The 17,077-nt window shown below is 48.2% G+C and carries 21 protein-coding genes; 19 read left to right on the top strand and 2 right to left on the bottom strand.

All coding sequences use genetic code 11. The features are described from left to right. The first annotated feature begins 297 nt into the window (after positions 1 to 297). From cpaB to NFR28_RS00390, 14 genes are all read left to right on the top strand, one after another. A complete protein-coding gene (cpaB, locus tag NFR28_RS00455; protein ID WP_251177873.1) occupies positions 298 to 966 on the top strand; it encodes a Flp pilus assembly protein CpaB in 669 nt (222 codons plus the stop codon). Further along, entirely contained in the window at positions 963 to 2,231 is a 1,269-nt protein-coding gene (locus NFR28_RS00450; RefSeq protein WP_251177872.1) for a CpaE/TadZ family protein, read from the top strand. The genes cpaB and NFR28_RS00450 overlap by 4 nt, the downstream gene beginning before the upstream one ends. After that, positions 2,231 to 3,577, top strand: a complete 1,347-nt coding sequence (locus tag NFR28_RS00445; RefSeq protein WP_251177871.1) for a TadA family conjugal transfer-associated ATPase — start codon at positions 2,231 to 2,233, stop codon at positions 3,575 to 3,577. The genes NFR28_RS00450 and NFR28_RS00445 overlap by 1 nt, the downstream gene beginning before the upstream one ends. After that, positions 3,523 to 4,488, top strand: coding sequence for a type II secretion system F family protein (locus tag NFR28_RS00440; RefSeq protein WP_251177870.1), 966 nt, complete (start codon positions 3,523 to 3,525; stop codon positions 4,486 to 4,488). The genes NFR28_RS00445 and NFR28_RS00440 overlap by 55 nt, the downstream gene beginning before the upstream one ends. Positions 4,489 to 4,490: 2 nt before the next feature. Continuing rightward, positions 4,491 to 5,429, top strand: coding sequence for a type II secretion system F family protein (locus NFR28_RS00435; protein ID WP_251177869.1), 939 nt, complete (start codon positions 4,491 to 4,493; stop codon positions 5,427 to 5,429). Positions 5,430 to 5,480: 51 nt separating this feature from the next. Continuing rightward, a complete protein-coding gene (locus tag NFR28_RS00430; protein WP_251177868.1) occupies positions 5,481 to 5,681 on the top strand; it encodes a hypothetical protein in 201 nt (66 codons plus the stop codon). A gap of 9 nt (positions 5,682 to 5,690) precedes the next feature. After that, positions 5,691 to 5,885 (top strand): hypothetical protein, encoded by a 195-nt coding sequence (locus tag NFR28_RS00425; protein ID WP_251177867.1) that lies wholly within the window; start codon positions 5,691 to 5,693, stop codon positions 5,883 to 5,885. After that, positions 5,869 to 6,429, top strand: coding sequence for a TadE/TadG family type IV pilus assembly protein (locus NFR28_RS00420; RefSeq protein WP_251177866.1), 561 nt, complete (start codon positions 5,869 to 5,871; stop codon positions 6,427 to 6,429). The genes NFR28_RS00425 and NFR28_RS00420 overlap by 17 nt, the downstream gene beginning before the upstream one ends. Then, positions 6,426 to 8,555, top strand: coding sequence for a molybdenum cofactor biosynthesis enzyme (locus tag NFR28_RS00415; RefSeq protein WP_251177865.1), 2,130 nt, complete (start codon positions 6,426 to 6,428; stop codon positions 8,553 to 8,555). The genes NFR28_RS00420 and NFR28_RS00415 overlap by 4 nt, the downstream gene beginning before the upstream one ends. Before the next feature lie 26 nt (positions 8,556 to 8,581). Continuing rightward, positions 8,582 to 8,983 carry a hypothetical protein gene (locus NFR28_RS00410; RefSeq protein ID WP_251177864.1) on the top strand — a complete coding sequence of 134 codons (402 nt, stop codon included), beginning with the start codon at positions 8,582 to 8,584 and terminating at the stop codon, positions 8,981 to 8,983. Beyond that, complete coding sequence (locus tag NFR28_RS00405; RefSeq protein ID WP_251177863.1) at positions 8,980 to 9,510, top strand: hypothetical protein; 531 nt, start codon at positions 8,980 to 8,982, stop codon at positions 9,508 to 9,510. The genes NFR28_RS00410 and NFR28_RS00405 overlap by 4 nt, the downstream gene beginning before the upstream one ends. After that, positions 9,510 to 9,884 carry a DUF192 domain-containing protein gene (locus tag NFR28_RS00400; protein ID WP_251177862.1) on the top strand — a complete coding sequence of 125 codons (375 nt, stop codon included), beginning with the start codon at positions 9,510 to 9,512 and terminating at the stop codon, positions 9,882 to 9,884. Before NFR28_RS00405 ends, NFR28_RS00400 begins: the two co-directional genes overlap by 1 nt. A 2-nt stretch (positions 9,885 to 9,886) precedes the next feature. Then, a complete protein-coding gene (locus NFR28_RS00395; RefSeq protein WP_251177861.1) occupies positions 9,887 to 10,342 on the top strand; it encodes a hypothetical protein in 456 nt (151 codons plus the stop codon). A gap of 221 nt (positions 10,343 to 10,563) precedes the next feature. Next, the gene (locus NFR28_RS00390) at positions 10,564 to 10,986 is read left to right on the top strand and encodes a prepilin peptidase (protein ID WP_251177860.1); all 423 of its coding nucleotides are present in this window, start codon (positions 10,564 to 10,566) and stop codon (positions 10,984 to 10,986) included. Between the two features lie 18 nt (positions 10,987 to 11,004). Here the strand turns inward: NFR28_RS00390 and NFR28_RS00385 are convergent, their stop codons facing one another. Both NFR28_RS00385 and thrC read right to left on the bottom strand, forming a co-directional pair. Continuing rightward, positions 11,005 to 11,349 (bottom strand): winged helix-turn-helix domain-containing protein, encoded by a 345-nt coding sequence (locus NFR28_RS00385; protein ID WP_251177859.1) that lies wholly within the window; start codon positions 11,347 to 11,349, stop codon positions 11,005 to 11,007. Positions 11,350 to 11,359: 10 nt separating this feature from the next. After that, the gene (thrC, locus tag NFR28_RS00380) at positions 11,360 to 12,913 is read right to left on the bottom strand and encodes a threonine synthase (protein ID WP_251177858.1); all 1,554 of its coding nucleotides are present in this window, start codon (positions 12,911 to 12,913) and stop codon (positions 11,360 to 11,362) included. Between the two features lie 297 nt (positions 12,914 to 13,210). Here thrC and NFR28_RS00375 point away from each other — a divergent pair, with 297 nt between their 5' ends. From NFR28_RS00375 to NFR28_RS00355, 5 genes are all read left to right on the top strand, one after another. Beyond that, positions 13,211 to 13,513: a FeoA family protein gene (locus NFR28_RS00375; RefSeq protein ID WP_251177857.1), complete on the top strand. Its 303-nt coding sequence runs from the start codon at positions 13,211 to 13,213 to the stop codon at positions 13,511 to 13,513. A gap of 57 nt (positions 13,514 to 13,570) precedes the next feature. Then, the gene (locus NFR28_RS00370) at positions 13,571 to 13,819 is read left to right on the top strand and encodes a FeoA family protein (RefSeq protein WP_251177856.1); all 249 of its coding nucleotides are present in this window, start codon (positions 13,571 to 13,573) and stop codon (positions 13,817 to 13,819) included. 137 nt (positions 13,820 to 13,956) lie between these two features. Beyond that, positions 13,957 to 16,299: a ferrous iron transporter B gene (gene feoB / locus NFR28_RS00365; RefSeq protein WP_251177855.1), complete on the top strand. Its 2,343-nt coding sequence runs from the start codon at positions 13,957 to 13,959 to the stop codon at positions 16,297 to 16,299. A 31-nt stretch (positions 16,300 to 16,330) separates the two neighbouring features. Then, positions 16,331 to 16,537: a hypothetical protein gene (locus tag NFR28_RS00360; RefSeq protein WP_251177854.1), complete on the top strand. Its 207-nt coding sequence runs from the start codon at positions 16,331 to 16,333 to the stop codon at positions 16,535 to 16,537. A gap of 85 nt (positions 16,538 to 16,622) precedes the next feature. Continuing rightward, positions 16,623 to 17,003, top strand: a complete 381-nt coding sequence (locus NFR28_RS00355) for a metal-dependent transcriptional regulator (protein ID WP_251177853.1) — start codon at positions 16,623 to 16,625, stop codon at positions 17,001 to 17,003. The last annotated feature ends 74 nt before the right edge of the window (positions 17,004 to 17,077 follow it).

Here is a 17,077-nt window from a genome sequence, read left to right as displayed (position 1 = left end):
TTGTTATTGTCTCATACAACTTAGTATTTAGCAAACATTTCTTTGTGCAGATGCGCGAATAATCCACAGATTCACATAAATGGCGCACGTTTTGTGATAGATCCCCGTGAGATTGGTATGACTCTCTGTAATATTTGCGGGAAATTGTTGAGTAAAGCGTCTTCTTTTCTTGCGAATAACTAAGACAAACACTTCTAAACTCCGTGAAAAAAATGACAGGCATGTCTGTTTGTATAAGTAACAGCGCTTATGCCAAGCGTGTTGATGTCAAAGCTAGTTGCTGAGGAGTCTGAAGCCATGAAGCGAAATAAGTCGCTGATCGTTGGGTTGTTGTGTGGGGTAATTTGTGCAGGTTGTATTTTTGCCTACACCCAGTCTCTTCGCGCTCAGGTTATTCAAGAGCGCAATGAAGCGCTTACTCGCTATGGTGGAGAGCAAATAGAGGTTTGTGTAGCAAAGCGTGACATAACAGCAGGTGAAACTATTGATGCCGCATGTATTGAAACTCGGATGTGGCTTGCAGACTTGTTGCCTGCGGGCGCTTATGCACAAAGCGATGACGTCATAGGCTTGCGCGCCTCGTCAGATATATACAGTGGTGAAGTTTTGCTTGAGAAGCGGTTTTCGTCAGAGGCGCGCACGCTATCAATTCCTCAAGGTCTTACAGCACTTTCGGTGCCCGCACAAAAGGTACAGGCTGTAGGTGGTGCATTGGTGGCGGGATCGCGTGTTGATGTATATGCCACCGGTGCAACAGCAACAAAGCTCATTGGTCAAAATGTTTTGGTTGTTGCTACGGATGGTGCTCAGGACGGTTCGTCAAACTCAAATCTTTCATGGATTACGCTTGCGGTGCAGCCTTCAGCGGTGCAAGAAATGGTTGCTGCAGTTGCTTCAGCCGAGTTGTATTTTACGCTTCCCGCCACACAAGACGACATACCAAGCATTCGCGAGGAGGAATCATGAGTAAACCTGCCGTTGCATTATGCATTGACCAAGTAACTGAACAGTATCCTGAGCAGCTTGGCCTGTCAGGTGAAAACATGTCAGCACAACCATGGCTCAAGATCTTTAATGACGGTCGATCCGCGCGAAATTATCTGAATCAACACTCTGGCATTGAAGAGGTTTGGGTGGTTTCAGTAGACGATATTGCACCGATAAACCTTGCAGCAACTCTTAAAAAGGATCAACCAGAGTGTTGTGTTTGTTTGCTCACGCGTCAGGAGTCAGGTTCGCTTTCAAGTAGGGTCATGAATGCGGGCATTGATGCGACGCTTACCATGACCGCGTTTGCTCGTCGGTATGCAAGCAGAAAACAGCGCTATCGTGAACAAGCGTTAGCTGCTTCGACACTTGATAAACAATCGATTTCTCAAACTACTATTGAGACACCGTCAGTTTCACCGGTAAGTACCACCAAGAAATCCTCGGCATTCATCGTAAGTGTTGTGAGCGGAAGTGGCGGTACAGGAAAAAGCGCAGTCTCGTTACTGTTGGCATATCTTTCAAGTCGCTTGGGCAAAAAAACAGTGCTTGTGGATGCTGATTTGCAATTCGGGGATTTGTCAGAGCTTATGGGCAACCCCCATGCAATTCGCATTACCGATGTTGCGGCAAACCCTGCATTGTTGGCAGGGGTGCAAGGAGATGACAGCCAGCCAGCATTACTTGGTGCTCCTCGTCATATTGAGGAAGCTGAGGGAGCTGCTAGTGTTTTGGGATCAATAGTTGATCAGCTCAGCGCAGCTTTTGAAGTTGTGATTCTCAACACGGGTTCTTCATGGGCTGAATACCACGCTCAGTTGCTCGAACGCAGTTCAAAGGCGCTCTTTCTTGTCGACCAGCGACCTGGAGCATTAATGGCAAGTAAGAAAGCGTTGGATTTATGCGCGCGATGCGGAATTGCGGCAAGTCCTTTTTTGTTTGGAGTAAATCGTTATGCAAAAGGTTCTCCCTTTACTTCCATTGATGTGTCATTTGCAATGCGCGGGATTCCTGCAGTTGAGATTCATGAGGGAGGCTCTGAAGTTGGTGAATTGCTTGCTGCTGGTATGGCATCTGAGCTGATAGCTTCCCAAAACGCACTCTGTGTGAGTCTTGAGCGGCTATTGGTGGATATACTGCCCGGTATTGATAAGGAGCAGTGGCAGCGTCAAAAAGGAGGCCGACGCCGTAAGCGGAAAATGTCGCGACGTCAGAGGCGCAAGCTTATGAGCGGAGGTGCCTGATGTCTTTAGCAAGTCGGGTTCAGGCGGCCGAAGGAATCAGACCGCGATCCTTTGATGAGCCTATGCGGGGCCTGGGAGCACTCAAAGCGCAGGTGCGAAGCGTCATCTCTATGGATGATATTGCTTTGATAGCACGCGAGAATCCGCTTCGTGCGCGCAGTGAGCTTAAACGCGCATGTGTGCAAGCTTTTGAGGATGCGTGCTGGGCGCTCACGAGTGAAACGCAGCGAGAGGGGCTTATCCGGCGGTTCATGGATGAAACGTTTGGTATGGGACCGCTTGAGCCGCTTTTGGCTGACGAGAGTATCACGGAAGTAATGATTAACGGTCCAGATCATATTTTTTATGAGCGAAATGGAAAAATCTTTGCCAGTGATCAGATGTTTGCAGATGTCGAACAATTGCGAGCTCTCATCGATCGCATACTTGGTCCTCTTGGAAGGCGTGTTGATGAAGCTTCTCCGGTAGTGAATGCGCGACTGCCTGAAGGGCATCGTGTTCATGTGGTCATACCACCTCTTGCTCTGGATGGACCAATAGTTACCATCCGTAAGTTTTCTCAGGATATCTTCAAGCTTGATGACTTATGTGCGAGTGGTTCGCTAGAGCCTGAAGTGGCGCAGTTACTTACGTGGGCTGTGCTTGCGCGGAAAAATATTGCCGTATCTGGTGGCACGGGATCAGGCAAGACGACGTTGCTTAATGCGCTTTCGGCGGTTGTACCCGACTCCGAACGCATTATTACCATAGAAGACTCTGCTGAGTTGCGGTTTCTGACACATCCTCACGTTGTACGTCTAGAAGCGCGCCCCCGAAACGCTGAAGGGTTTGGTGAGATCACCATTCGCGACTTGGTTATTAACGCGCTGCGTATGAGGCCTGATCGGATCATCGTTGGTGAGTGTCGAAGTGGCGAGGCGCTTGATATGTTGCAAGCCATGACGACTGGCCACGACGGTTCGCTGACCACCTTGCATGCTAATTCTCCTTCAGATGCAGTGGCTCGTTTGACGACGATGGTTCGTTATGCGGTTGATCTCCCTGTTGATGTTATTGAGTCAACTATAGCAAGCGCGTTTGATGTAGTGGTTCAAACGTCGCGCGCAATGGATGGAAGGCGTTATGTATCTCATATTGCTCAATATCAATTTGATCCTGAATGCCGACAATGTGAAACGGTTTTGATATACGAGCGAAACGATGTAAGGGCATGTGGTTGTTGGAATGTTGAACCGAACTGGATAGGTGATGTGACGCGGCGCACAAGGGTAAGATCTGAGGAGGTGAGGGCATGGCGACAGCATATCTCTTTGTTGCAGGGGCGGTTGCAAGCTCGTTTGGCTTAGCTTACCTATTGGGGAAAAGTGCTCATGGATTTTTCCAAGGAGGTATTTCAGGAGGAACTAACAGCGGTTATCAACGCGGGCACCGGTTCTGGTATCTCAGAAACGGCGTGAGTGCAACTCGATGTGTGGCTCGTTGGCTGTTGCGGATACCAGGGGTGACGCTCTTTACCAATGAAGGCGTCTTAATATGCAAGCTCGCACATCTTGAAACGAATCCTGTGTCGTTGTTATCCGTATATGTGGCTCTCCTGTGTGTGATTGGTGGCATAGTTGCCCTTGCAACAGCCTCGTTGCTCAGCGCTCTTGCTGTATGTGCGTGCCTTACTGCGTTTTGCTGCATGTATCTCAATTCCAGGCGCGACGCGCGTGAAGAGGCAACGCGTGAGGCACTCCCAGAGGTGCTCCGTTCAATGGAGATATGCTTTCAATCGGGTTTTACACTCCTGCAGACATTTAGGCAAATTGAACAAGAAACAACAGGAGCGTTGCACTATCTTTTTGATCGCGCCGCGCGACGTCTTGAGCTGGGCGAATCTGCCTCATCTGCGCTTGCGGTGTTTCGCGAAAACTCAGCTGTATCCGGTTTGTCCTTCGTTTCTATTGCGCTTGATGTGCAGCATCAGGCAGGGGGGAGTATCGCTTCGGTTTTAGAATCCGCGCGATCTGCCTTAAGAGATGAGCTTGATTTGCGTCGCTCATTAAGGGTTCAAACTGCTCAGGCGAAATTGTCAGCGCGCGTTGTTACCATTTTGCCGTTTGTACTTATAGCGCTTTTTTCGCTGGTGTCAGAAGGATTTTTACAGCCCTTTTTTGCAAGTCCACTTGGTTGGATGCTCTTAGCTATAGCTTTTGCGATGCAGCTCGGCGGCATTCTTTTGGTTCGTCGCATGCTTGCCGTGGAGGTGAATTGAAGGTGATTGCTTCTTTTTCGGCGTTGGAAATTGCTGCAATGGTTACTTCGGCGACTGCGGCAGGATTGCTTGGTTTTTCTTGGATGCGTCAGGCAGACCAGCATGCACGGCGAAGGCGTGTTGTAGAAAAAACACTGGAAGCATCTTTGGTGGCCGATCGACGTATAGCTTCGAAAGATTTCATGCATGTGCTGGTGAAGCAGTCACAACGCTTGGAATACACATCCTATCCGCAAGAAAGAGAAAAGCGCCTTGGGGGGATGGTTAAGGAGTGGTGGTTAAAGCAGCCTGTACCCCTGGCATTCAAGCGATCAATTACGCCGTTGGCAATCCTGCGAACTGCGAGAGTTTGTGGTGGCGTTGGAGCACTAATCGGATATACGGTTGGCTGTCTGTTTTCTGGAGAGCTTGCTGGTATAGGTTGTGTGCTGGGAGCGTGCATAGGGGGGAGCGCACCCTTTCGCGCTATAAAGCATTCTGCCCGCACTCATCAGGTACAGCTAGAGGCTCAGTTGCCTGAGATGCTTGAAGTAGTTGCCCTTGGCATGCGAAGTGGCTTGTCATTCGATAGAAGTTTGGAACTCTATTCGGATCATTTCGATGGGGTTTTAGCTCAGGACTGCGCAAGTGCGCAACGGATGTGGACGATGGGGCTTTTAACCCGAGAGGAAGCTTTGAGGGATCTCGCCGCCTCATATAAATCAGCATCGTTTGAGCACATCGTTGAAGGGATCATTCGCGCACTTAAGTTTGGCTCGTCTATGAGTGAGATCCTTGAGGAAGCGGCGGCACAAGCTCGTGCGACGTACCGAAGTGACATAGAGGAGCGCGTGGCAAAAGCGCCAGTAAAAATGATGATTCCAACAGGCGTTTTGATTTTGCCTGCGATGCTTTTGTTGGTGGTAGGTCCGGTGCTTCTTGAGCTTATGCAAGGGTTTTAGATCGCGTGTCAATAATTATGCACATTTCTTTTATGACCAGGAGGTTTAAAAATGAATCAGTTACGAAAGCTCTCTGCATATGTTGCTGCGAAAAGCTTTTATCTACGCCGTCGTGAAGGCGGTCAGGGTACCACAGAATACGCCGTGCTGGTAGGGGTATTAGTGGTAATTGCCGTGGTGGCAATTACGCTCTTTAAGCCAAAGATCGAAGAGCTTTGGAACGCAATTGCAACGGGTATCAACGGTTTGTAGCAGGCCGACATGAGAGACGATTTGGGTCAATCAACCGTTGAGTTTGCCATAGTCAGTGCTGCTTTTCTTGCGCTTGTGATTGGTCTGAGCCTTTTATGGCGAAGCGTATCTGACGGGACCTTTGTCGATCATGCCATTTTAAGTGCGTCTCATCATATCCAACAAAGTGTTGTGGGAGGAGGTATAGATGTGTTGCTGTATTAATAAAGAACGCTTTCATAAGGTTGACTTAATCTGTGCTGAGCTCGGTAAAAAAGAGCAAGGTCAGGCAACCATTGAAGCGGCTGTAATGCTGCCAGTGTTTTTTCTTGTGCTGTTACTTATGTTGCAGCCTGGCATTTTGCTGTATGACCGGTTGGTGATGGAGGGCGCAGCAAGTGAGGCTTGCCGTCTGCTTGCTACCAAAACTGATGCATTTGGGCAGATGGATGACGGGTGTCAAGCGTTTGTTCGTAGAAGGCTTGGCGCTATTCCGCCCCTTCCAATATTTCATGTGCATGAGCCAGCATGTAGTTGGGATATATCACTTATAGGAAGCGAGAGAGAAAGCGAAGTAAACATACGGATTGCACATGAGGTTCGTCCATTGCCGCTTTTTGATGCTGGTGCACGCGTTATGGGGCTGACGAACGATCGGGGTAATTATGAGATTGTCGTTGAGAGGTGCTTGCCGGCATATGCGCCCTGGGTTATAGAAGCGGCTGACGCGCTTGAGCCTAATTCGTGGGTAGGAGCGTGGTTGCAATGAAAAGAACAGGGCGTGTGTTTTGCGATGTTTTTCGCGATGAGAAAGGATTCACTTCCGTTGGCATGGCTTTATGCCTCCTTCTTTGTCTAAGCTTGATTTTCTCTGCAGGGCGCATTTATCGAATAGCTACAAAGTCATCTGAGATTCAATATGTCGCTGATGCAGCTGCGTTAGCCGCGGAGAACGAAATTGCCGAATATATGGTGGTAGTACGCTTATGTGACGCGGTAGTGTTGAGTCTTTCGCTTACGAGCTTGCTTTCAAGCGGGCTTGGCGTAGTGGCTGCTTGCACGCCTGTTTCGGCTCCCTTTTCTGAGCCATTGCTCACGCTTGGTAAAAAGATTTCAGACGCAAGAGACAGATTTGCTAACACCGCTCAGCAAGGATTGGAAAAGCTTCAGCGCGCGCTCCCTTTTATTGCAAGCGCCAATGCTTTGTTGGTAGCTCAAGCAAACAATAATGGCGAATCAGACTATAAGGCTGTAGCGCTTTTGGCTCCCCTTGAAGGTACGCCACTTCAGATGCATTCAGGGGATGAGATTGCTGCGGCCCAAGATAGCATTGATGAGCGTGCAGAAGATTTGCGAGAAGCGTCTGAGTTAGCGGAAGAGCAAATGCGTGAGGCGCGCGAGGCGAAAGAGCGTGCGTATATGAGGGATTGCGGTGATGATCCAGCTTATTGCATGTCGGAGCGCGCATCAACGCTCTGTGGTATGCGCGGTGCAGAAAACCCTGTGTTTTCAACAGTTGACACGTGGTCATTTCAGGTAGCACTTGAAAGAGCACGCGTCTATTATGCAAGACGGCTCATGCAAGAGGCTCCTGAGTCTGATGCATTGGACGACCAGGTTCGCTCTCACCTGCGCAAACAGTTCTACGAGTACGCTGTGGTTGAACTTGCAGATGGTTTTGTTCATGAGGATATTGATAATTTCGATGCTTATTTTCCGCACCTGCCAAAGAATACGAGCGAAATGCGCCAAACATCGCTTTATAGTGCTGCGTGCTATCCGGTAACAGAAAGTGAGACAGGTGCGTTTTTACATGCATGGACAGGGTGTCCCCAAGCAGCTGGTTATGAGCGGTTTGGGAGTCTTGAGGAGGCGGAGAGCCAAGGATTTGAGACCTGTTCATCGTGCAAATTTAGTGCGGCAAGCCTTGGAAAAGTGGCGGCGGCATCAACCTCTATAGAGAACGGCTTTGAATGCCACTACAATGCGGTCGCTCAGGCTGCTGATGAATATCAAAAAGCGCGAGATAAAGCGGCTCCCACCGTGCAAGAAGCTCAAGATATCACCTCAGAGTTGTTGGATATATTGCAAGTTGCTTTTGGAGCTGCTGCGAAAAGTCGCATAGATGCATCGCCACCTGGCTCTTCTGGTGTGGTAGTTATAGTAGTTAATCTTTCTACAGTGGATACCCGTGAGGGTTTTGTAAGTAATTTTATTGCTCATTCAGAAGCGCTTGGTACCCGCGTTGCCTTGTCGGGAGCTACGTTGCTAGCTGATCCAGCTGATGAAACTGGCTCAGTTATTGCTTCTATGCTTGATGGTGTTAACTCTGAAGGTGTTGGTACGGGAGCAACAAAGGTGGTGTTAACAGCATGGTCGCACATTCTGCAGACGTATGGTCAAGGGCAGCAAGCGCTTGGTGATGCGTTGCGAAGTGCGCTTAATGCGTTGCCGCTCATGAGCGAAAGTGGCTTGGGTAATTGGGCCGCTGATGCGCTCACTGAAAGCATTGAGTCTGTTGGCTTAGCTCCTGCCAACTTAGATGCGCTGAAGCCCGTTGTTGTTAATTCGGGGCATGTTGCCAAAAAAGAATCATCTCCGTTCTTTACTTACGTCTGCGAGGTTAAATCAGCTGTTACTCAAAATCCCGAGCTGGCAAACAATCCCCTCAGCGGGCTTTTTTCCACAGTAGAAGATCGGACTGCTGCCGCTTTGCAAAATATGGATTCCCTTGAAATTGCGCGTATTGAAATCTTTGATGGCGCGGTTTTATTTCCTATAGAAATAGCGCTTCCGCAACCTCTTAAAGATCTTGCCGGGCAAGGTCTTGCAGGAATATTCGATACCCTGCGTTCTCTTGAAAGCACTTTTGTGCGCGTGCGTGTGTGGCAGTGAGCTGGCTTATGCACGAAAAGGGACAAATGACAGTTGAATTTGCGGTGGCTTTTCCTGTGCTTTTAGCTGTGGCGCTTATTGCAGTGAACGCTTTGACGTTTATGTCTGAGTGCGCTGCGTTTGATAATGAGTTTCGGCACCTCGTTCGTACCTACTGCACGTCTTTCGGACATGGGCAGTCAATTCAAGATGCTACAGCAGATGTTTTGGCCGGACTTGAACAGGAGTTTTGTGCAGATAATCTGGTGGTTTCTCTTGAGACGGAAAGCTCATATCCCGGCTATACAAGATTTATTGGCACGATTGATTATTACCCCACCTTTTTTGGTGCAAGTTTCCGATCAAGTTTTTTAGGTGTGTCGCTAGAACCGCTCAAGCACCAAATGTCTCTCACGCTTGATTGCTATAAGCCGGGTGTCTTCATATGAGCAAGTTGCAGCTCAAAGATAGGGTATTTGTGCAGCGACTATTGGGTGCCGTCAGGATGTTTTTGGTAGCCGCTCTTGTTGTTGTTTTAGGAGAGGTGCTTTATAGCCAAACCAAGCCATCAATTATCCAAGAAGGTATTAGCGAAATTGCCACCCAAAGCTTAGGAGAGCCTGAGGAGGTCTTCGATTTAATAGCCGAAAAGACAAAGCGTGATTCACAGGTTGAGCTCCCTCAAGGGTTTGAAGATGAAGTGATATCGGTTCACGACTATCAAGAAGTGCGCGCAAATCAAACCGCTCAACTGGTCGGATTGAGTGCGCCCTATCCGATGGAGAGAACAAAACAGCAGATCGAAGAAGAGCTTCGCGCTAATTGCTGGATCAAAGTAAGCAGCAATGCACAGCCGTGTGATTCGTGGGTCAAGCATGAGGGAGTTTTTTGTTGGCTTTGGGTGAGCTATGGAGAAGTAGGAGAGATGACAAGTGTTGTCGTGCACTATCAAGCAATGATGGAAGGAGTTTTGTAATGAGAGATAAACCAACGCGAAAAGAGCGCGTACACATACAGCACAAAGCCGTTGACCGTGAGGTTGAGCAGCGCTTTGTTTTGGCTGGTACGAGGCTTGCGAAAACAAGAGGACTGCTCTTCACGCGACCTCATGATAAAACGTTGCTTCTCATGCCATGTAATGACATTCACACCGTAGGCATGAGACATCATCTTGATGTCGCTTTTCTTGATGCGGATGGTCGGGTGTTGCAGGTACATCAAAATGTAGGACCTTTTAAGCGCTTACGCAACAGGCGTGCCGTGGCGGTGCTTGAGCGTTTTACTTCATGTCGGAGTGCTTGGTATGAAAAAGGCGATGTCGTTTTGCTTGGATGCAAAGAAAGAGGGTAGATATGAAAACGTGTCCAGTTTGTCAGGCAAAGGCCTTTGATGATGCTTCAGTTTGTTATGGGTGTATGTATCCCTTTAATAGAAAATCCTCGTTAGAAGAAGGTGCGTTATTTGGTGAAAAAACCCTTGAAAGCGCTGCTTGTTCTGAGGTGACATCTCTATCTGCTAAAAAAGAGGACGAGATAACTCAGGGAGATGAGTATAAAAGTGCATCCGTTTTAGAGCTCAAGATACCCCTTTTATTACAAGAGGATGCGTCGGGGTCATTGTCAGGCAACGTCTCAACGGTGCAACCTATTACCAAGCAGGAGGGCTGGGAGATTAAGATCAAAGTTCGTGGCATTACCGGCAATGGAGAAACGCCTAAGCGTATGAATAAAAAAGAAAAAAAGGCGAATGCTCAAGATGTTATTGCTCGACGAGACGCGCTTGATCTGGGAGAAGGGGTATATGTGTAATGGTCGCGAAGTTGTTTGCGGTGCAGATAACCTGGCTTTTGCGTCGCTTTAGCAGACGTGCTGCATTTTATGAGAGCGAGGAGGGGATCGCTGTTGTTAATCATCTCACATGCCTTGAAAGCCCTCGTTTTACCTTGTGGGCAAGAATGGCTCTTGCTCTTTCAGTAATTACGCCATTTTTATATTGGATACATAGTCACTTATTCTTACCAAGCATACTTGTGTTTTTGATCTGCTTGGTCTTAAGCGATGCAGTTCTCTGTGACTTGGTAGCTCGTATTATTCCCAAAGAGTGTTGCATCGGTTTAGTTGTTTTAGGAGTTGCGTATCAGCTTCTTTGTAATGATGTATATAGTTTGCTTGCTGGGGTCTGTTGTGCGCTTTTGGCAGTAATAATTATGGTAGTTACACCGAGGCTTTTTTGCCAGGATAAGACAGCAGCCGTTGGTGGGGGAGACATAAAGCTCATTGCTGCCCTATCTATAGTCTGCGGCAAGCTTTCAGCATTTGCTTTATTGGTGGGCGTGGGGAGTGCTGCTCTCTTTGCTCTTGGATCTTTGTGTCTTAAAAGGCTTTCTCGGAAAGACACTTTTGCTTTTGCGCCCTTTATTGCTGCGGGGATAAGCGTACTTGTCTTGCGATAGGCAAGTACGCTTATGTGACTAGTTGATTTCTTCTTGGTAAAGAGCCTCAGCGCGTTGTTGAGTGAAGGCTTCAAGTTCGTTGTAGAGCTTCAGCAGCGTTTGGCATTCCTGAGTGAGCGTACTGCCGTGCGCGCCATTGCGCACAAGAAGTTGTACGCCAAGAGATTCTTCTGATTCACGAATAATACGCCAAGCTTTGCTATATGCCATGTTCATGCTTTTTGCAGCAGCATTGAGGGAGCCAGTTTCAAGAACACCTTCGCACAAAAGAGCAATGCCCTTGCTAAACATTGCATTTGCGTGTGACTGAGGATTCGAGATAGCTACGCGCACAAGCGGTTTAAGCTGACTGAGATCTTGCATATCAACCTCATTAATCCTGTTGATCGTCAAGAAATGTACTCACTGCCTCTTCGATGCTGGAGACATTATTGCTAATGATCTCGGTGAAGCGAATAGGAAGCTCGTCAAGTTCTGCTAAGCCTGCAGGAATGTTGCACATGCCCGTTTCTTGAGCAATAAGCTCATTAAGCTGGCAGCCGCTCAGTGATGCAACATCTTCAGGCAATGGCTGGCTTGGCTCTATGTCGTGAAGTGCGCGATAAACATTATTGCCAAACTTTGCCCAATGCGCAGTACTTGCAATCAGAACCGGGTTTTCGCCACGAAGGCTTTGGGCGACATGGAGCGCTACTGCAGTGTGAGGATCAACTAAATAGTTGTGCTCATCAAAGACATCCTTGATAGTTTTGAGGCAGGTGTCGTTGTCAACAGAATCAGCGCTAAAGTGTTCGCGTACGCAAGCGAAAGTTTCTGGATCAATGCGGAAGCTCTTGTTTTGCTTGAGGTCATTCATCCATTGCGCAATTGAAGTGGTATTACGACCTGTTAACTCAAACAGCTGACGCTCAAGATTTGAAGAAACCAAAATGTCCATAGAAGGGGAAGGGGTTAAAACAAACTCGCGATCAGAAATGTCGTAGGTGCCGGTGTTGATGAAGTCGGTCAATACGCGATTTTCGTTGCTTGCGCAAAAGAGCATGCCAATAGGAACACCCATGCGTTTGGCGTAATAGGCAGCTAAGATGTTGCCGAAGTTTCCTGTTGGAACGCATATATCCAAAAGTGCTCCAGCCTCAAGCTTGCCTTCAGCAACAAGCTGTGAGTAAGCCGAAATGTAATAAACAATCTGCGGCATGAGGCGTCCCCAATTAATGGAGTTCGCACTGGAAAGTGAGGTGTTGAAGCGCTCGCTGAGTACTTGAGCGTACTCGGTGTCACCAAATACGTTTTTGGCGCCTGTTTGGCAGTCATCAAAGTTGCCCTCTACGCTCCATACGCATACATTTTCACCCTTTTGAGTTGCCATTTGTTTGTATTGGATATCGCTTACGCCGCCATGGGGATACATGACTCCAATGGAAATGCCGTCAACGTCACAAAAGCCTTCAAGAGCAGCTTTGCCTGTGTCGCCAGAAGTTGCTACGAGGATCAAAAATTCATGTTCAAGTTTGCCCTCTTCGCGCAATTTGGCAGCGCTTGCTGAGAAGAAATGCGGAAGGCATTGGAGCGCCATATCTTTGAATGCGCTGGTAGGACCATGCCAAAGCTCAAGCACGTGAGTTTGTGCGTCAAGGCTGGTAATAGGGCAGATTGCTTCGGTATCAAAGTTGTTGCCGTAAGACTTTTGCATGAGCAAGTCAATCTGCTCATCAGGTAAGTCAACGCCAAAAACCTGATAGATGAATAGAGCGCGTTTTGCGTATGGCATATGTGCCAGTTCGCAAATCTCATCAAGTGTGAGTGTGGGTATATGCTCAGGGACATAGAGTCCGCCACCTTCAGCAAGACCATTAATGACAGCTTGGGTGAAGGGGACAGCTTGCTGACAACATCCGCGGGTATCACAATAAAGGTTCTCTGACATGGCAAGAGCTTTCTGCTTTGGGGTTAATTATCCACTGACAATATAATAGCCTCAATGCGTCCATGGCTCTACAAAACAATGAATGCTTCAAAGTGTACGGCGAGCGCCGTTTGGGTGATCAAGCAAAATACCACTTACTAAAAAGTTTTGGAGAAAATGTTAACCATGGTTTCCAAGATAAAAAGTTAGTAGTACGATACTTTTTGTTGCATATGGTTAACTTATAGGAGAAGAGATACGCGTACTCTGCAGAGTGAAAATACAATCTCTGACTTGCAATGCACAAAAGGAGCCACAATGAGCGCAACCATAACACAAGAAATGCCAACATTTGTCCCTGCATCAGCTGAGCAGATGAGCCAAAACGCATACAGGGCGCAGCAGATGCCGCTTTCGTTTTTGCGCGGTGGGCAGCAAGGTCGTGTGGTTAAGGTACGCGGCAAAGGAGAGCTTCGTCAGCATCTTAAAAACCTCGGGTTTGTTGAGCATGCGCCTGTGACGGTTATTTCTGAGCATAGTGGAGATGTGATTGTTGAGATTAAAGGGGCGCAATTTGCGCTCAATCGCGCAGTTGCCCTCAACATTACTGTTGAAGCCTAAGGGTACATTGCTCAAAACGTGAGCTGCAAAAGAAGCAGATAAGAAAGGAGACAGTACATGGATCACACACAAAACGATGTAGTAACTTTGCGAGACATACCGATTGGTCAAACCGCAACGGTGGTTTCGTTGACAGGGGAGGGTGCTCTTAAGCGTCATATTATGGATATGGGTATCACAAAGGGCACCGCAGTTTACGTTCGCAAGGTGGCTCCGCTAGGAGACCCTCTTGAGGTTACGGTTCGTGGCTATGAGCTTTCACTTCGTAAAAGCGAGGCGCAAAACGTGCTGGTGATACCGCAATAAGAAACACGCTTGCAAGACGCGGGTGTTTTGCAGAAGAGAAACGGAATGCAAAGCGCAAAGCGCTTTTCTTTTGAGGACGAGTTAACCCTAACTAACAATTAGGACATAGCTCAAGAATTAATTTAGAAAGGATGAAGATGGGAATCAACGTAGCCCTTGCTGGTAATCCTAATTGCGGCAAGACCACGCTTTTTAACGATCTCACGGGTGCAAACCAGTATGTGGGCAATTGGCCGGGTGTAACGGTTGAGAAAAAAGAAGGTAAGTACTCTGTCGATAAAGACGTGACTATCACGGACTTGCCGGGAGTGTACTCGCTGTCCCCTTATTCGCCCGAAGAGGTTGTGACGCGCGAGTATCTGCTAAGCTCGCATCCTGATGTGGTGATTAATCTTGTGGACGCCACTAATCTTGAGCGTAATCTGTATCTGACAACGCAGCTTATTGCTGTGGGCATTCCTGTAGTTATTGCACTTAATATGATGGATCTTGTTGAGAAAAACGGTGATCATATTGACGTTGATGCGCTTTCGCAAGAACTTGGTTGCCCGATTGTGCCTATATCTGCCCTGCGCGGTCGCGGTATTAAAGAGCTTATGCAAACCGCCGTTGTTGAGGCAAAAAAGGCAGCAGAACCAACCTCTCACCTGCGCTTTTCTGCTTCAGTAGAGGCGGCGCTTCTCAAGGTGGAGGACTGTGCAGGCAGTGCTATCGCGGGTCGCGCTCAACGTTGGTATGCCATCAAGCTGCTTGAAGGTGAGCAAAAGACTATAGCTTCATTGACGCTTGACGCGTCTTCGTTGCACGCAATCGCAGCTATTCGCGAACAGCTTGAAGCGGCTGAGGATGAGGATGTGGAGTCCCTCATAACCAACGAACGCTATGAGAATATCGCTGCAGCATGTAGCAGGTGCGTTGAGCGAAAGCCGCAAACTGAAACCTTGACGCAAAAGATTGACAAGGTTGTGACGAATCGCGTTCTTGGTTTGCCTATCTTTATCATCGTGATGTTTTTGGTGTACTACATCTCGGTCTCAACTGTAGGCACACTTGTGACCGACTGGGCAAACGATGGTTTGTTTGGTGACGGGTGGCTCTATACCGGCACCGAACAATACGATGCCGCTGTTGAAGAATTCGAAGGGATTCTTGAGACCTCGGAAGGTGTAGCTGCATTTGAAGCTGGCGAACTTGAAGAGCCTGACCCTGCGGCATATGGCTTGTATCATGTTGGCGTGCCTGTTGTTGTGGGAGAGTGGCTTGATTCGATTGACTGTGCGCCATGGCTTTCCAGCTTGATCCTGGATGGCATTATTGCTGGTGTCGGTGCAGTTATTGGCTTCATCCCTCAGCTTATCGTTCTCTTTATTCTTCTCGGCTTTTTGGAGGGTTGCGGCTATATGGCGCGCGTTGCGTTCATTATGGATCGCATCTTCCGTCGGTTTGGCCTATCAGGTAAGTCGTTTATTCCTATGCTCATTGCGTCCGGTTGTGGAGTGCCAGCAGTTATGGCAACGAAAACAATCGAAAACGAAAAAGACCGCCGCATGACTATCATGACCACCACCATGATCCCGTGCGGAGCAAAACTGCCAATTATTGCGCTTGTGTTTGGTGCTTTGGCAGGGGGAGACTATGAAGCTACCTGGTGGGTTGCTCCAGTATTTTACTTCCTCGGACTATTCGCCATTATTATTTCGTGCATCATGCTCAAAAAGCTCAAGGCGTTTGCTGGCGAGGCTGCCCCATTCATCATGGAGCTTCCGCAGTATCACCTGCCCACGGTAAAAAATGTGTTGTTGTCTATGTGGGAGCGCGTTAAGAGCTATGTGGTTAAGGCGGGAACGATCATCTTCCTCTCCTCGATGGTAATTTGGTTCCTGTTGAACTTTGGAATGTATGAAGGTTCGTTTGGGTTGCTTGATACTGAGATGGATGACTATATTCAGTACTCACTGATGGCTGGTTTGGGCAATCTTTTGGCATGGATTTTTGCGCCGCTTGGCTTTGGCAATTGGGAGTCAACAGTTACCACCATCACCGGTCTTGTAGCGAAGGAAAACGTTGTTGCCACGGTTGGTATTATCACCAGCTTGGGCGAGGTGGGCGAAACCGATCCGACTCTGTGGTCTTCGTTTGCTGCGCTTATGGGTGGCTCGTCGGTTGCAATTATGGCGTTTTGCGCATTCAATCTTTTGTGCGCTCCGTGCTTTGCAGCTATTGGCACAATTCGTCGTCAAATGATGTCTGCACGATGGACCTGGGCTGCCATTGGTTACATGACGGGATTTGCGTGGTGCGTTGGTTTGATGGTGTATCAAATTGGTGGCCTGATCACAGGCGAAGTGGCTTTTAACTTCTGGACAGTTGTGGCGTTTGTGGTAGCTGCTGGCATGCTTTATCTCATCTTTAGGCCGACGCCTGATTATTCACATGAGCCAGTAAAAGGCTTGAAGAAAACACAGAAAAACGCAGCATAGCGGATATGAAAATATGAAAGGAAATTGGTATATGGTGCCTTTGGAAATGACTCCAGCCACCGTAGTCTTGGGATTGGTTATTGTGGCGCTGGCGGCTCTTGCACTCAAACGCTTGTTCAAAAAGGGGCTTTGTGACTGTCATGCGGATAAAGATAGTACAAGCGCCTCGGCTGGTTGCGGTTGTGCAGGAGGTTGTGCAGGGTGTCGCGGATGCTCAAGCATCAGCCATGAGGTATAAGCACGCGCGTCTTGTGAGTTTGTGACTGACCCATCTTGGTGAAATCTTTGTGCTACCATAGACGCTGATTATGAGGAGGCGCTCTGTGGAAAAGATGTCGAAGTCTTACGAGGATTACTTAGAAGCTTTGGTGATGTTGGGAGGAACCACAGATGCGGCCGTTCGCTCAGTGGATCTAGCGGCCAAAATGGGAGTGTCTAAAGCGTCAGTTAATAAGGCGGTGGGCATCCTTAAGGAGAAAGGCTTCGCTGATCAGCCTTATTATGGGGACATAACGCTTACCGCAGAAGGGTATGCTTATGGTTCTTCGGTGCTTGAGCGCCATCAGATGCTTTTCGCCTTTTTGCATAAGGCGCTTGGGATTGAAGCCGAGCGCGCAGAGAAAGAGGCGTGCATGATGGAGCATGCTATCTCCGATGAATCGTTTGAAAAATGGCGGTGCTTTATTAAGGATTTAGATTTGTAGTCATTTTGCAAAAGGACGCTGTACCATTTACCGAATCGTATCGTGCCTATTGCGCCAAAAATTTAGTATCATTC

Source organism: Adlercreutzia agrestimuris, from assembly GCF_943193125.1.
GTDB classification, from domain to species: domain Bacteria; phylum Actinomycetota; class Coriobacteriia; order Coriobacteriales; family Eggerthellaceae; genus Xiamenia; species Xiamenia agrestimuris.
The sequence above is the reverse complement of the archived record's forward strand: the minus strand, read 5'-3'. Positions and strand labels throughout refer to the sequence as shown.

Bases quoted from the DNA above. Each gene is read 5' to 3' on its own strand.
- cpaB (WP_251177873.1), top strand. From the start codon at position 298: ATGAAGCGAAATAAGTCGCTGATCGTTGGGTTGTTGTGTGGGGTAATT.
- NFR28_RS00450 (WP_251177872.1), top strand. From the start codon at position 963: ATGAGTAAACCTGCCGTTGCATTATGCATTGACCAAGTAACTGAACAG.
- NFR28_RS00445 (WP_251177871.1), top strand. From the start codon at position 2,231: ATGTCTTTAGCAAGTCGGGTTCAGGCGGCCGAAGGAATCAGACCGCGA.
- NFR28_RS00440 (WP_251177870.1), top strand. From the start codon at position 3,523: ATGGCGACAGCATATCTCTTTGTTGCAGGGGCGGTTGCAAGCTCGTTT.
- NFR28_RS00430 (WP_251177868.1), top strand. From the start codon at position 5,481: ATGAATCAGTTACGAAAGCTCTCTGCATATGTTGCTGCGAAAAGCTTT.
- NFR28_RS00425 (WP_251177867.1), top strand. From the start codon at position 5,691: ATGAGAGACGATTTGGGTCAATCAACCGTTGAGTTTGCCATAGTCAGT.
- NFR28_RS00420 (WP_251177866.1), top strand. From the start codon at position 5,869: ATGTGTTGCTGTATTAATAAAGAACGCTTTCATAAGGTTGACTTAATC.
- NFR28_RS00415 (WP_251177865.1), top strand. From the start codon at position 6,426: ATGAAAAGAACAGGGCGTGTGTTTTGCGATGTTTTTCGCGATGAGAAA.
- NFR28_RS00410 (WP_251177864.1), top strand. From the start codon at position 8,582: ATGACAGTTGAATTTGCGGTGGCTTTTCCTGTGCTTTTAGCTGTGGCG.
- NFR28_RS00405 (WP_251177863.1), top strand. From the start codon at position 8,980: ATGAGCAAGTTGCAGCTCAAAGATAGGGTATTTGTGCAGCGACTATTG.
- NFR28_RS00400 (WP_251177862.1), top strand. From the start codon at position 9,510: ATGAGAGATAAACCAACGCGAAAAGAGCGCGTACACATACAGCACAAA.
- NFR28_RS00395 (WP_251177861.1), top strand. From the start codon at position 9,887: ATGAAAACGTGTCCAGTTTGTCAGGCAAAGGCCTTTGATGATGCTTCA.
- NFR28_RS00385 (WP_251177859.1), bottom strand. From the start codon at position 11,349: ATGCAAGATCTCAGTCAGCTTAAACCGCTTGTGCGCGTAGCTATCTCG.
- thrC (WP_251177858.1), bottom strand. From the start codon at position 12,913: ATGTCAGAGAACCTTTATTGTGATACCCGCGGATGTTGTCAGCAAGCT.
- NFR28_RS00375 (WP_251177857.1), top strand. From the start codon at position 13,211: ATGAGCGCAACCATAACACAAGAAATGCCAACATTTGTCCCTGCATCA.
- NFR28_RS00370 (WP_251177856.1), top strand. From the start codon at position 13,571: ATGGATCACACACAAAACGATGTAGTAACTTTGCGAGACATACCGATT.
- feoB (WP_251177855.1), top strand. From the start codon at position 13,957: ATGGGAATCAACGTAGCCCTTGCTGGTAATCCTAATTGCGGCAAGACC.
- NFR28_RS00360 (WP_251177854.1), top strand. From the start codon at position 16,331: ATGGTGCCTTTGGAAATGACTCCAGCCACCGTAGTCTTGGGATTGGTT.